Origin of the sequence: Micromonospora globispora, assembly GCF_003857015.1 — a bacterium.
GTDB lineage: Bacteria > Actinomycetota > Actinomycetes > Mycobacteriales > Micromonosporaceae > Micromonospora > Micromonospora globispora.
This window is the reverse complement of record NZ_QGGF01000210.1, coordinates 1-13,377: the sequence shown is the minus strand read 5'-3', so window position 1 is coordinate 13,377 and position 13,377 is coordinate 1. Positions and strand designations below refer to the sequence as shown.

Annotated in this window: 11 protein-coding genes and 3 pseudogenes; 11 read left to right on the top strand and 3 right to left on the bottom strand. The window is 68.6% G+C overall.

Features of this window, described 5'->3' with window-relative positions; all coding sequences use genetic code 11:
- The first annotated feature begins 521 nt into the window (after nucleotides 1-521).
- The 6 genes from DKL51_RS08670 to DKL51_RS36210 all read left to right on the top strand — a co-directional run bounded on the left by DKL51_RS08670 (nucleotide 522) and on the right by DKL51_RS36210 (nucleotide 7,187).
- The gene (locus DKL51_RS08670; protein ID WP_243422279.1) at nucleotides 522-1,529 is read left to right on the top strand and encodes a LacI family DNA-binding transcriptional regulator; all 1,008 of its coding nucleotides are present in this window, start codon (nucleotides 522-524) and stop codon (nucleotides 1,527-1,529) included.
- A 301-nt stretch (nucleotides 1,530-1,830) separates the two neighbouring features.
- Nucleotides 1,831-3,210: an ABC transporter substrate-binding protein gene (locus tag DKL51_RS08665; protein ID WP_109943693.1), complete on the top strand. Its 1,380-nt coding sequence runs from the start codon at nucleotides 1,831-1,833 to the stop codon at nucleotides 3,208-3,210.
- An 84-nt stretch (nucleotides 3,211-3,294) separates the two neighbouring features.
- Nucleotides 3,295-4,251, top strand: a complete 957-nt coding sequence (locus tag DKL51_RS08660) for a carbohydrate ABC transporter permease (protein ID WP_109943692.1) — start codon at nucleotides 3,295-3,297, stop codon at nucleotides 4,249-4,251.
- 9 nt (nucleotides 4,252-4,260) lie between these two features.
- Nucleotides 4,261-5,148, top strand: coding sequence for a carbohydrate ABC transporter permease (locus DKL51_RS08655; protein WP_109943691.1), 888 nt, complete (start codon nucleotides 4,261-4,263; stop codon nucleotides 5,146-5,148).
- Between the two features lie 95 nt (nucleotides 5,149-5,243).
- A complete protein-coding gene (locus DKL51_RS08650) occupies nucleotides 5,244-6,896 on the top strand; it encodes a glycoside hydrolase family 13 protein (protein ID WP_109943702.1) in 1,653 nt (550 codons plus the stop codon).
- Between the two features lie 159 nt (nucleotides 6,897-7,055).
- A complete protein-coding gene (locus tag DKL51_RS36210; RefSeq protein ID WP_260428427.1) occupies nucleotides 7,056-7,187 on the top strand; it encodes a hypothetical protein in 132 nt (43 codons plus the stop codon).
- Between the two features lie 211 nt (nucleotides 7,188-7,398).
- On the opposite strand, the gene DKL51_RS08645 is transcribed toward DKL51_RS36210, so the two are convergent.
- Nucleotides 7,399-8,088, bottom strand: coding sequence for an IS6 family transposase (locus tag DKL51_RS08645; RefSeq protein WP_109943701.1), 690 nt, complete (start codon nucleotides 8,086-8,088; stop codon nucleotides 7,399-7,401).
- Between the two features lie 197 nt (nucleotides 8,089-8,285).
- Nucleotides 8,286-9,296: a mechanosensitive ion channel family protein gene (locus DKL51_RS08640; RefSeq protein ID WP_243422277.1), complete on the bottom strand. Its 1,011-nt coding sequence runs from the start codon at nucleotides 9,294-9,296 to the stop codon at nucleotides 8,286-8,288.
- 307 nt (nucleotides 9,297-9,603) lie between these two features.
- Between DKL51_RS08640 and DKL51_RS08630 the strand changes: the two are divergent.
- The 4 genes and pseudogenes from DKL51_RS08630 to DKL51_RS37090 all read left to right on the top strand — a co-directional run.
- Nucleotides 9,604-9,738: pseudogene (locus DKL51_RS08630) on the top strand (PPOX class F420-dependent oxidoreductase); the annotation flags it as partial.
- A 162-nt stretch (nucleotides 9,739-9,900) separates the two neighbouring features.
- On the top strand, nucleotides 9,901-10,584 hold the full coding sequence (locus DKL51_RS08625) for a TMEM175 family protein (RefSeq protein WP_109943690.1): 684 nt from the start codon (nucleotides 9,901-9,903) through the stop codon (nucleotides 10,582-10,584).
- A 67-nt stretch (nucleotides 10,585-10,651) separates the two neighbouring features.
- Nucleotides 10,652-10,897: pseudogene (locus DKL51_RS35645) on the top strand (CBS domain-containing protein); the annotation flags it as partial.
- A pseudogene (locus DKL51_RS37090) lies at nucleotides 10,883-11,116 on the top strand (CstA-like transporter-associated (seleno)protein); the annotation flags it as partial. The pseudogenes DKL51_RS35645 and DKL51_RS37090, both read left to right, overlap by 15 nt.
- Before the next feature lie 69 nt (nucleotides 11,117-11,185).
- Here DKL51_RS37090 and DKL51_RS08615 read toward each other — a convergent pair.
- Nucleotides 11,186-12,394 (bottom strand): low temperature requirement protein A, encoded by a 1,209-nt coding sequence (locus DKL51_RS08615; RefSeq protein WP_109943689.1) that lies wholly within the window; start codon nucleotides 12,392-12,394, stop codon nucleotides 11,186-11,188.
- Nucleotides 12,395-12,507: 113 nt separating this feature from the next.
- Between DKL51_RS08615 and DKL51_RS08610 the strand changes: the two genes are divergently transcribed.
- Complete coding sequence (locus DKL51_RS08610; protein ID WP_109943688.1) at nucleotides 12,508-12,876, top strand: hypothetical protein; 369 nt, start codon at nucleotides 12,508-12,510, stop codon at nucleotides 12,874-12,876.
- Nucleotides 12,877-13,377 lie beyond the last annotated feature (501 nt).

Here is a 13,377-nt window from a genome sequence, read left to right as displayed (position 1 = left end):
CGGGCGCGCCACCGCGGCGGTGACCGCGGCGGCCCGGGCGATGCGGCGGCGCCGGCGTCCCGGCGCGGCGTCCTCGTCGAAGCTTCCGTACATCGGATGACCCACTCTCTCGGGTTGGTCTGACGGATGCCGCCGCCCCGAGGTTCCGATGGCGCCGCTCGCGGGCGGGCCCGCCGGGGCGGCCATGGGCGTGGCGTGCTCATGTTATTGCTGTAGCTTGTAAATATTCAAGCATCGCTTTGTTCATATCTTGCGATGACGTCGCGGTCGGGCCGGCGCCGGACAGGGCGACCGCCGGCTCCGACAGGGCGTGCCGCCGCCCGCCCAGGTCCGGGCCAGCCGCGCGGTGTCAGTCAGGTGGCTGCTCTCGCCCAGGGTCCACCGCACGTACGCGTCCCTGGTGCAGCGGACCCCCCTCGGCCGCGGCCCGTCCCAGGTACGGCGCCGGGGTGTGAGGATCGCGCCGCGCACGGGCAGTAGGTGGTTCATTTCTTGCAAGAATCCGACGTAGGATTGCGACCGTGACGAAACGGTTGAGTGAGGTGGCCCGCAAGGCGGGGGTCAGCGAGGCCACCGTGAGCCGGGTGCTCAACGGCCGCGGCGGCGTCTCCGAGGCCACCAGGACCGCGGTGCTCACCGCGCTCGACGTGCTCGGTTACGAGCGGCCGACGAAGCTGCGCGGCGAACGGGCCCGGCTGGTCGGGCTGGTCCTGCCCGAACTTCAGAACCCGATCTTTCCGGCGCTGGCCGAGGTGGTGACCGGCTCGCTGGCCCAGCGGGGCTTCACCCCGGCGCTCTGCGCCCGCACGATCGGCGGGGTGTCTGAGGCGGACTACGTGGAGATGCTGCTGGAGCACCAGGTCTCCGGCGTCATCTTCGCCGGTGGCTCGTACGCCCTCGCCGACGCCACCCACGAGCACTACCGACGGCTGATCGACCGCGGGCTGCCGGTGGTGCTGGTCAACGCGGGCGTGGACGAGCTGGGGTTCCCCCGGGTCTCGACCGACGACGCGGTGGCCGTGGAGCAGGCGTACGGGCACCTGCGTTCGCTCGGCCACGAGCGGATCGGCATGGTGCTCGGCCCCGAGGACCACGTCCCGTCGCGGCGCAAGCTCGCGGCGATGCAGCGGATCGCCGGCTGGAGCGAGCCGGGGGAGTGGGTGGAGCGGTCGAGCTTCTCGATGGAGGGCGCGCGAGTGGCCGCCACCAAGCTGGTGAACCGGGGGACCACCGGCATCGTCTGCGCCAGCGACGTCCTCGCGCTGGGGGCGATCCGCGCGGTGCGCCGGCTGGACCGCGCGGTGCCGGCGGACGTCTCGGTGGTCGGCTTCGACGACTCGGCGTTCATGACTTGTACCGATCCGCCGCTGACCACCGTCCGGCAGCCGATCGAGACGATGGGTCAGGCGGCCGTCGACCTGCTGGTGACCCAGATCGAGGGCGCCGGCGTGCTCGGCGACGAACTGCTCTTCGAACCTGAGCTGGTGGTGCGCGGTTCGACCGGGCCGGCGCGGGCCGCGACCGGGTAGCGCGGGACGGAGCACAAAAAGGACGGACCCTCCGAGGTCCGTCCTTTTTTGCGTCCGGACCGGCGCTAGTCCTTGTCTTTCATGTTTCGGTTCAGTTCTTGCGCGACGAGGTTCGGTTTTGTATCGTCATCGCCACGAAACATGCTGCGCACGAGAGCTAGATCACCATCCCGCTCCGCCGCAGATCCAGGCGGCGGGTCACCTGGGGCGGAGACAGATCAGTAGCAGGGTTCGGCCGCGGTGACGATCACCGCAGATCAGCGAAGGTCATGGAGACTCCCGTTCCCGAAGGGATGGACAGATGTCCGTACCGAAGTACCGGAAGGCTGCGGCGTCAGCGCTCGTGGCCGGCCTGGGGCTCAGCCTGGTGGCTTGCTCCACGAAGAGTGACGACGCAAAGACCGATGCAGGCGGCAAGGTCACCATCACCGTCGACTGCCAGCCCGTCGGCGCCCAGAAAGAGCTGCTGAAGAACTGGAACGACGACGTCGCCGAGTTCCAGCGGCAGAACCCCAACATCGTCATCAAGAGCGTCAGCGTCGGCGAGCAGTGCAACAACCCGCCCGACTTCACCGCCCGCCTCGCCGGCGGCACCGTTACCGACGTGTTCTACGGGTACATGACCGATCTCCAGCAGGTGCTCGACTCCGGTCAGGCGATGGACATCACCGAGTTCGCCAACAAGAACACGGTCCCGACCTGGGACAGCGTCGACCCGGCGCTCAAGCAGGTCTTCACCGACAGCGGCAAGCTCTACGCCGTCCCGGTGAAGAACTACTCGATGGGCCTGGTCTACAACAAGGTCCTGTTCCAGCAGGCCGGGCTCGACGTGAACAACCCGCCCAAGACGTGGGGCGACGTCCGGGCCGCCGCCAAGAAGATCTCCGCGCTCGGCAAGGGCATCTCCGGCTACTCGGAGTACAGCGCCGGAAACACCGGAGGCTGGCACTTCACCTCGTTGCTCTACTCCCAGGGCGGCCAGGTGCTGACCGCGGACGGCAAGAAGGCCGACTTCAACAACGCGATGGGCAAGCAGGTCCTGCAGAACCTCAAGGACATGCGGTACGGCGACAACAGCATGGGCGACCGCCAACTGCTCCAGTGGGGCGACCTGCTGACCAACGCCGGCGCCGGCAAGGTCGGCATGTTCATCGGCGCGCCGGACGCCACCCAGGCGATCGTCAGCCAGTTCCAGGGCAAGTTCCAGGACTGGGCGATGGCCCCGCTGCCCGGCCAGGACGGCGCGGCGAAGGCGACGCTCGGTGGTGGCGAGGGCTACTTCTTCAAGAAGGGTCTCACCCCCGAGCAGGTCAAGGCCGGTCTGAAGTGGATCGCGTACCAGAAGCTGACGCCGGGCAAGGGCCAGTTCGACTACGTCCGGGCCAAGCCGCAGAACTACCCGGTGGGTCTGCCCCAGCCGCTGCTCTTCGCCAACGGCAGCGACGCGCAGAAGCAGGAACTCGACCTGCGCAAGGCGAACGCGAACGTCGACACCGCCAACTTCGCGCTCTTCGAGGCGAACCCAGTCCCGATCAAGGGTGAGCCGCGCAACGCGCAGGCGATCTACGCGGTACTCGACGCCGCGATGTCCGGTGTGCTGACCAACCCGAACGCGAACATCGACGCGCTGCTCAAGACGGCCGAAGACAAGGTCAACCAGCTCCTGGCCGCCGAGAAATGATCCGACGGTGTGGGGGCCGGCCGCCGCCGGCCCCCACACCGTCCGAGCCGCACCGTTCGGTCACTGACTCACCCAGGAGTTGCCTTGGCGATCACCACCGTCGCAGGGACGAAGAGTAAACCGGGTCGCCCCGCGTCGCCGTACCCGGCAGGGCCGCGGCGTACGAGCCTCGGCCGCAAGGTACGCGACAATCTCACCGGGCACGCGTTCCTGATCGGCGCGGTGATCTGCTTCGGGTTCTTCTCCTGGTATCCGATGATCCGCGGCGTCGTCATGAGCTTCCAGCGCACCCGGCGCGGCGTCACGACCTGGGTCGGCTGGGACAACTACGACCGCATCATCGCCGACCCCAGCTTTTGGACGGCCTGGAAGAACACGTTCTACTTCACGCTCCTCGCGCTGCTACTCGGGTACGTGGTGCCGTTCCTCGTGGCGATCCTGCTCAACGAGTTTCGCCACGCGAAGGGGTACCTGCGGATCCTGGTCTACCTGCCGGTGATGCTGCCGCCGGCCTCGGCGCTCTTCCTCTTCAAGTTCTACGCGTACGACCCCGGCGACGCGGGACTCTTCAACTCGATCCTCAAGGCGCTGCACCTACCGACATCGCAGTGGATGCAGTCCCCCGAGATGACGATGCCGGCGATGGTGATCGCGTCGACCTGGATGAACATGGGCGGCGCGGTACTGATCTACCTGGCGGCACTGCAGAACATTCCCGGCGAACTCTACGAAGCGGCCGAACTCGACGGCGCCGGGATCTGGCGGCGGATCCGCCACGTCACCATCCCGCAGACCCGGCTGATCCTCGCGCTCCTGGCGATGCTGCAGATCGTCGCCACGATGCAGTTCTTCATCGAACCGTTGATCCTCGCGAACGGTACCGGCGCGGAGGACTCCGCGACCTCGGTGGCGTACCTCATCTACCAGCACGGGTTCTTCCAGAACGATCTCAACGGCGCCGCGGCGCTCGGGGTGATCATGCTCGTGGTGCTGGCCGGTTTCTCCGCTGCCTACGTGCGGCTGAGCTCGAAACAGGACTAGGGGAAGGAAATGGCACAAGACTCCGGGAGCCGGACCCTCATCTCGCACGCCCAGCTTCGGCGGGGGCGCGGCAGGGTCATCTACTGGGCGCTGCTCACCGTGGTCGTCGTGGGCTTCACGCTCGTCTTCCTCGGGCCGCTCTACTGGATGGTCACCGGCGCACTCAAGTCCGGCCAGGAGATCGCGCAGACGCCGCCATCGCTGTTCCCGAAGGATCCGCAGTCACAGAACTACGCCGACGCGTGGAACAACCTCGACCTCGCCAAGCTGCTGTTCAACACGTTCTACTACGCGGCCGGCGCGCTGCTGTTCCAGCTCGTCCTCGACACCGCCGCGGCGTACGCGCTGTCGAAGCTCCGACCGGTGTTCGGCAACGTGATCCTCGGCCTGATGTTGGCGACGCTGATGATCCCGGCGATGGTCCTCATCGTTCCGCAGTACGTGACCGTGATCGACCTGCCGATCCTGCACATCAACCTGCTCGACTCGCCGTTTGCGATCTGGCTGCCCGCGGTCGCGAACGCGTTCAACATCTTCCTGCTGAAACGGTTCTTCGACTCGATCCCGGAGGAGTTGATGGCGGCGGCCCTCATGGACGGGGCGACGCCGCTGCGCACGCTGTGGTCGATCATCCTGCCGATGTCGCGCCCCATCCTCGGCGTCGTCTCGATCTTCGCCGTGACGGCGGTCTGGAAGGACTTTCTCTGGCCGAAGCTGGTCATGCCGTCGCCCGAGACCCGGACGGTCAGCGTCGGCATCTACGCCTTCTCGGGTGGTACGCCCATGAACGTGGTGATCGCCGCCTCGGTCATCGCCGCGATCCCGACCGTCATCGTCTTTCTGATCTTCCAACGGAACATCATGTCCGGTCTGACCACAGGCAGCCTCAAGGGATAGCCCCGCAGGTGCGCGGCGAACAACGACAGTTCGCCCGATACACACATCCAGGTCCGGCGAACCCGCCGACGTACTGACGCAGAAAGCAGGTGCTCGTGTCCACACCAGACAATGGTCCGTGGTGGCGTGGAGCGGTGATCTACCAGGTGTACCCACGGAGCTTCGCCGACGGCAACGGCGACGGCACCGGCGACATCGCCGGCATCCGGTCCCGGCTGAATCACCTGTCCGCGCTCGGCGTCGATGCGATCTGGTACAGCCCCTGGTACCCCTCCCCGATGGCCGACGCCGGCTACGACGTGGCCGACTACCGCGACATCGACCCGGTTTTCGGCACCCTGGCCGAGGCGGAGGCGCTGATCGCGGAGGCACACGCGCTCGGCATCCGGACCATCGTCGACGTGGTGCCGAACCACTGCTCCGACGTGCACCCCTGGTTCCAAGCGGCGCTGGCCGGCGGCCCGGACGCCCCGGAACGCGAACTGTTCTGGTTCCGCGAGGGGCGCGGCCCGGACGGCGACCTGCCGCCGACCGAATGGGTCTCCTCGTTCGGGGGCCGCACCTGGACCAGGACCACCAACCCGGACGGCACGCCGGGCGACTGGTACCTGCACCTCTTCGCCCCGCAGCAGCCCGATTTCAACTGGGACCACCCCCGGGTGCGCGCCGAGTTCGAGGACATCCTGCGGTTCTGGCTCGACCGGGGCGTGGACGGAATCCGGATCGACTCGGCGGCGATGCTGGCCAAGGATCCGACGCTGCCCGAAGCCACCCCGGACGGCCCGAACCCGTTCGTCGACGTGGACGCGGTGCACGAGATCTACCGCAGCTGGCGGCGGATCGCCGACAGCTACCCCGGCGAGCGGGCGCTGATCGGCGAGGTGTGGCTGCCCGACCATGAGCGGTTCGCCAACTACCTCCGCCCCGACGAGCTGCACGCGGCCTTCAACTTCGACTTCCTCGGCTGTGCCTGGGAGCCGGCCGAGCTGCGGGCCTGCGTCGATGCGACCCTCGCGGCGCACGCCCCGGTCAGCGCGCCGGCCACCTGGGTGCTCTCCAACCACGACGTCACCCGCCACGTCACCCGGTACGGCCGGACGGATACCACGTTCAGCTTCGCCGCCAAGCGCGAGGGCGTCCCCACCGACCTGGAACTGGGCACCCGGCGGGCCCGGGCCGCCGCGCTGCTCTCCCTCTCGCTGCCCGGCGCCGCCTACGTCTACCAGGGCGAGGAGCTGGGCCTGTGGGAGGTCGAGGACATCCCGTACGAGCTGCGTCAGGACCCGATGTGGGAGCGGTCCGGCCGGGTCGACCCGGGTCGGGACGGCTGCCGGGTGCCGCTGCCCTGGACCGGCGACACGCCGCCCTTCGGCTTCAGCCCGGACGGCTCGGCGGGGCCCTGGCTGCCGCAGCCGGCGGACTGGAAGGACCGCACGGTCCGCGCGCAGACCGGCGACCCGCACTCGATGCTGGAGCTGTACCGGGCCGCCATCGCCATCCGCCGGGCCGATCCGGCACTGGGCGACGGTGAGCTGATCTGGCTGCCCGCGCCCGCCGGTGTGCTGGCGTACCGCCGGGGCGACGGTTTCCGCTGCCTGGTCAACCTCTCCGACGTGGCGGTGCCGCTGCCGCCGCACGAGCGGCTGCTGCTGGCCAGCGGCCCGCTCGACGACGACCTGGTGCCGCCGGACACCGCCGTCTGGCTGCGTACCACCGAGGAGCCCGGCGGGCCGGCGGCCCCGGCCTGACCCGTGCGGCGCGGCGCCCACGGTCCGTCCCGACCGCTGGCGCCGCGCCCCACGAAGTCGCACGCAGGGCGGACAGGATCTATTAGCGGCCCCGGCACCTACTCACCCACCACCGCTACGAGCTGAACCCCGACCGCCCTCGACATCGACCTGTGGGGCATGCGCCCCGCGATCCGCGCCGCCCACGCCGCCACCAGCAAGGCCGAGCGGGTAGCCGCGCTGCGCCGCGCCGTCGACACCTACCGTGCGCCCCTGGCCGACGGCTGCGGCTACGAGTGGATCGACCCCTAGGGGGAGGCCGTGCGTCGGGAAGCCCTCGACGCCGTCATCGCCCTCACCGAGGAACTCGACGGCCAACCATCGGAACAGCTCACCGTCGTCAATGCGGCGATTCCCCGTTACCCCTACGCCGAGGCGGTGTACCAGGCGGCGATGCGCGCCCGCGCGGGCGCCGTTGCGTTGTGGGATCGGCGGACGTGTCGCACCCTTCTCGGGTTCGAGGTCAGATCGCCTGGGCGAGTTCGGTAAACGCCGCGGCGACCCGTGTAGCCGGCGGGGCGTCGACGGCGAGTTCGTAGTGTCCGCGGCGGAGGTTCTGCATGAACGCGTGCCCAGCGATGATCACCTGTGCCGTCTTGTCCGTCCGTAGACCCCGCATCGGTCTCAACCGGTGTTTCAGCTGGCTGTGATCAGCCTCGATCGGATTGTTGGCGTACCGCTCGACGTGGTGCCACGCCTGCGGGATCAGCTCATCCAGGACGCCGGGGTAGACCGCCGCGGCGTCGGTGACCACCTCCGCGGGTGTCACCTTCAACGTTGACAGCGCCCGGCGGAAGAACCGCCGGGCCGCGTCGGCGTCGCGACGTGCCGAGACCAGCACGTCGATGACCTGCCCGTACTGGTCGACCGCCCGGTACACGTAGCGCCATACCCCGTTGACCTTGACGTAGGTCTCGTCGACGAGCCACCTGTCGCTTGGCGAGTGGCGGCAGAACCGGGCGGCGTCGGCCGGCAGCGGCGTGAACCGGTGTACCCATCGGTAGACGGTGACGTGGTCGACCTCGACGCCACGTTCGACGAGCAGTTCTTCAACGTCGCGGTAGGACAGGTTGAACCGCAGATACCAGCGCACCGCGACCACGATTACCTCCGGCGGGAACCGGAACCCAGCGAACGCCGACTTCGGTGGCAGCCAGGTGCGAGGACGGGTTGATGGCTTCACCGCTCAAGCCTGCCTCGATCTTGCCAACGCTCAACGCAACGGCGCCCGGAACGCGTCGAGCGACACCTCATACCTTCCTGTCGGTAGGGTGGGTCCTCGGCACAGGCCCACCTGACCGCTGCGCACCTTTCGCCCGTCAAGGCGGCTTTTGTGGGTTTGCGGGGAGGTCAGGGTTTGTACTCGCTGCGGGTGCGGGGGAGCCACTGCGGGTGGTTGTCGCGGATGTAGCGGATCAGGCCCTCGCGGAGGTCGCAGCGGAGGTCCCAGGCGCTGGGCCCGTCGGCGGCTGCGGCCTGCACCTCGATCACGACGCTCGTTGCGGTGGCGTCGACCATCTGCAGTACCCACTGGCTCCGGTCCCACAGCGGTGAGGACTCGACGAGCCGTTGCGTCTCCGTGCGCAGGTCCTCGAGGTCGGCGGTGTGGTCCACGTGGATCTGGACCTTGCCGACCACCCGCGCCTCGTGCCGGGACCAGTTCTGGAACGGGCGCTCGGTGAAGTACATCGTCGGCAGGATGAGCGTCCGGTCGTCCCACAGCCGGACGACCACGTTGGTCAGCTTGACCTCTTCGACCCGGCCCCACTCGCCCTCGATGACCACCACGTCGCCGACGTGCAGACCGTCCGAGAAGGCGACCTGAATACCGGCGAACGCGTTGCCCAGCGCGGTCCGGGCGGACAGGCCGATGAGCGCGCCGACGACGCCGGCCGAGCCCAGGACGGAGATCCCGAACGCGCGGATGGGCGGGAAGGTGGTCATGATCAGGCCGATGGCCACGATCGTGACCACTACCGCGGTGAAGCGTCGGACGGGGCGGATCTGGGTTCGGGCCCGCCGGATCCGGCGGTCCGCGACCACCTCCGGCGGCAGCCGGCTGAAGGTGACGCCCTCGGCGACGTGCAACGCCCTGATCACCAGCCAGGCAACGCTGCCGATGAGCAACAGCCCGATGGCATGTCGGACGTCGCCGAGCCATCCGGTCGGCCTCGGCGGCAGTGCGAGGTACAGCCCGGTGAGGAGCAGCGCGGCGGCCGTCGGACGGCGGCAGGCGTTCCGCAGTGGTCCCAGGACCCACCGGTAGCGACCGTGGTTGGCGCGACGGACGAGCCTGCGCGTGCCGATGTCCAGCAGCACGGCCACCACCAGCGTAGCCAGCATGATCAACGCCGCGCGCATCAGGCGGCGATCGCCGTGGTCTCGACCGTCATCCCGCTGCGCTCCTCGCCCACGTCATGACGTACAGAGGACGGGTTACCGCCTGACCCTATGCACACCGGGAGGACACGGAGTATTTCCTGCCAAGAACACCCCTTCCGGGTGGCACGTGAACCGCAGATACCAGCGGACCACGACCACGATCACCTCGGGCGGGAACCGGAACCCGCGAACGCCGACGTCGGAGGCAACCAAGGGCGCGAGCGGGTCGATGACTTCACTGCTCAAGCCTGCCTCGATCTTGCCAACCTTCAATGCAACGGTGCCACTGTTCGGGCTCTACCGGGCGGTTCAGGGCGAACACCCGGACTGGGACGACTTCCGGCGGGCCATGGTCGCCGAGCGTCGCCTCGTGCTGCGGCTGCACGTCGAGCGCGTCTACGGGATGCCCCCACGCGGGTGACCTCGCGCGCGGACCGGTCCGCCGACCGCCACGGCGGCACCGCTCGGCGGCCCGGGTTCCCGACATTGGATCACCGCACGAAGTCGCCGACGGTGGGTATGCGTCGCTCCTGCTCACCGCCTCCGGCGATCCCGTCGGGAGCGCGGCGGACGGGGGGAGCCGATGGACAGCGACCGGGATCAGCGGGACGCCGAGGACGTCGAGGCCCCCGGCCTGCGCTCGGACACCGGCCGGGCGATCGGGTTCAGCGACGCCGTCTTCGCCATCATCATCACGCTGCTCGTGCTCGACCTGCGCACCCCGGAGGTACCGCCGGGTGGGCTGCTGCACGCGCTGCTCACCCGCTGGCCGGTCTACCTGGCCTACGTCACGTCGTACCTCTACGTCGCGGTGAACTGGCTGAACCACAAGGGCACCTTCCATCGGATCCGCTGCACCGACCGCGGGCTGCACTGGGCGAACCTGGGCGTGTTGTTCAGCGTGGCCCTGCTGCCGTTCGTCACCGCGGTGGTCTCCCAGGCGGTGGAGGCGGGCGACCGGTTCGACGAGGGCGTCGCGGTGGCGTTGTACGGGCTGGTCGGGGTGGTCCTCTCGGCGGCCTGGCTCTGGCTCTACCACTACCTCAGCCGGCACGGGGATCTGCTGCAACGGCACGTCACGCCCCGGTTCTTCGCCGTCGAGCGGCTCCGGGCGCTGCTCGGGATCATGGCGTACGCCGCGGCCGGCTTGGTCGGCTGGCTGGTCAGCGTGCCGGCGGCGCTGGTCGTCCTGCTCCTGCTCCCGCTCTTCTACGGCCTGTCCAGCAACGGCTTCTACGACCTGCGGCGCAGGCTGCGCCACCGCTGAGTCCGGCCACGTTAGCCCGACCGGGGTGGCAGGTAGACCCCGGTGCCGACACCGAGAGGGGAGCACCATGACAACGGTCGGAGAGTTCATGACGACCCGGTTGGTGACGATGGACGGCGACGACACGCTCACCGCCGCGGCGCAGGAGATGCGCGACAGCGCGATCGGCGACGTGGTGGTGACTGACGACGACAATTCGGTCGGCATTATCGTCACGGACCGGGACATCACGGTCCGGGGTGTTGCCGAGAACATGGATCCCAACTCGACCAGACTCAACCAGATCACCAGCAAGGACGTGGTCACGGTCAGCGGGTCTGTTGCCTTGATCCCTCGACACGGACAACGCAACAGACCCTGGTCGGCCCTGAGCCGCAGCTGGCGGCTCGTCACCTGGTACGTCAAAGAGGTCGTTGTCGAGAACGACTACGAGCATTTCGTAGAGCATCTACGGCATCATCACCCGCATGCCCGACCGGTCTCCAGGAAGGTGTTCGAGCGCGACAAGGTGCAAAGGCTCGAAACCGGACCGAACAGTCGCTGTCGCTCGAGCAATAGCCGGAGAGCGCTGCTGAGGTCGAGCGTTAGCGGCAGAACGAGGCTAGTGATCCGTCGCGGTCCGGGCGGCGCCCTGCCTGCGCCGGGTAGCGACGACGGTGGTGGCGACGAGGGTGGCGAGGAGCAGAGCGGTCAGGCGGGACGGCGCCGGCGTGAGCGGTGTGAGCAGCACCAGCGCCGCCGTGGCCCAGTACGGCACGGTCATCTTCAGCTGCTCGTACGGGCGGATGTGCAGCGTCCAGACTGCGAGCAGGTAGACGGCGACCGGCGCGGCTACCGCGTACCCTGCGGCGACGCGCCCGAGGTGCGCGGTGCCGGTTTGGTAGTCGACGTCGACGGCGAGGCCCGCGCCGAGCGCAGCCGCCGATGCGAAGATCAGGTACTGACCGTATCCCCACAGCAGCGCCACGCGCGGCGAGGCCGCCAGGTGCTGAACTGGGCGATCGAAGTACAGCCACCACATCGCGAAGACGATCACGATGCCGGCACCGGCGATCGACAGAAGAGTGCTCGCCTTGGTCCCCCGGTCAAAGGCGGTCTGGACGGCGAGGCTGGCCGCGAGTACCGACTCGCCGAGGACGATGATGGTGAATAGGCCGTACCGCTCGGTTATATGGCGTGGGTGCCAGATGATCGGAGCGGGGCGTCTCGCCCAGAAGGGTAAGAGCAGCTCGCCGAGGACGATCGCCAGGAAGCCGGGCAACAGCCAGTGCCACCCTCCGGGCAGTGCCAGCCGGGCGATCCAGGCCGCCTGCAGCACGATGACGCCCACGGCGTAGCGCAGTGCGGTGGCCCGCCGCTCCCGGTCGCTGCGGGCGACGCGCAACCATTGCGCGACCATCGCCAGCCGCATGATCACGTACCCGTAGGTGATGACGGAGAAGTCGCCGCGGTCGAACGCGCGGGGTACGCCACCGGCGATCACCAGCGCCCCGGCGATCTGGACCAGGGTCGTGAGGCGGTAGACGTCGTCCTCGGGGTCGTACGCGGAGGCGAAGGTGGTGAAGTTCATCCACGCCCACCAGATCGCGAAGAACACCGCCGGGTAGAGGCCAATCCCGTGACCGATGTCGGCCTCGCCCAGGTTGTGGTGCAGTCGGTCGGCGGCCTGCCGCACCGCGGCCACGAAGCACAGATCGAAGAGCAGTTCCAGCGGAGTCACCCTCCGGTACGGCTCGTCGGTGGGGCGGGCGACCATCGGCCGGTACCAGGGGCGCACGGGATATCGTGGATGACTCACTGTGTCGGACATGGCAGCACCTCGGACGGCTCGCGCGACGAAGGTTCCCCTGCGCTGATCATCCCGAACACGGCCCGTCCCGTGCTGACGCTCACCAAAGTTTCACGTGACGGGGCCTGGCGCTCTTGGCGGAGTTGGCCGACTGCCTGGTCGAGCTGCCGGTCCTGGAGTGGCCTTTCTACGGCGGTTCGATAGCCGACGTGGCGGCCTCGGGCCTCGGCGGTGTCACCGTCGACTCCGTCCCGTGGTTGGCGGAATACCTGCTCGAACGGATGCGCGTTCCGAGCCCGGGTCGATGCGACCTTCTCGCGTTGCGGCTGCTGCTCGGCCTGGCCTTCCCCGAGGGGCCGCCGCCCGACGGCGTCAGCTTCGCCGATCTCTCCGCTTCGCAGCAGGAGGTCGTCCGGCTCGTGCTTCAGGCCGGTCTGCTGAGGCAGCGGCCGATAATGCCGCGAGGTCGGGGAGTGCAACCTGCCCTGCAGGGAGGACGTTGAGGATCTGGTGTGCCGGCCGTACCGACCAATAGGGCGGGCACTCTTGCCAGGCTGTGCAGTGTCGCTTGTCGAGGAGGTTTCCGAGACGCTTGAACGCCCTACCTTCATTGCCCGCCCGTCGCGGACCCGACCCGACTTCTACGCCGCCGGGGTCGACCACAACTCGTTCGACACGGTCTCCCTTCGGCCCTCGGTCCACGAGCCGCCTGAATCGGGGCCTGACCGAGAGGTGGACGCGCCGAGGACAGTCCTGCGCGATTCCGAAGGGCAGCCACCCGAGCAGCCAAACCGGCCAGTAAGGGCGAACGATCGCGGACGCTTGACAACCTTTGTTGTCAGGCGGACTCTTGAGTGCGAGGTCACTAGTGCCCTGACCACAAACGTTGGCCGGGTTGGTTATGCGGCTCGGCTGGCGGGTTGGCCCCAGCGGCGGTGTCGTTCGCTGCGGATTTTGGCGCGGTGGCGGCGGTGGGCGGTCAGGACGTCGGGGTGGCGGGCGTT

Coding starts and splice junctions, on each gene's coding strand:
- DKL51_RS08665 (WP_109943693.1), top strand. CDS start 1,831: ATGTCCGTACCGAAGTACCGGAAGGCTGCGGCGTCAGCGCTCGTGGCC.
- DKL51_RS08655 (WP_109943691.1), top strand. CDS start 4,261: ATGGCACAAGACTCCGGGAGCCGGACCCTCATCTCGCACGCCCAGCTT.
- DKL51_RS36210 (WP_260428427.1), top strand. CDS start 7,056: ATGCGCCCCGCGATCCGCGCCGCCCACGCCGCCACCAGCAAGGCCGAG.
- DKL51_RS08640 (WP_243422277.1), bottom strand. CDS start 9,296: ATGCGCGCGGCGTTGATCATGCTGGCTACGCTGGTGGTGGCCGTGCTG.
- DKL51_RS08625 (WP_109943690.1), top strand. CDS start 9,901: ATGGACAGCGACCGGGATCAGCGGGACGCCGAGGACGTCGAGGCCCCC.
- DKL51_RS08615 (WP_109943689.1), bottom strand. CDS start 12,394: ATGTCCGACACAGTGAGTCATCCACGATATCCCGTGCGCCCCTGGTAC.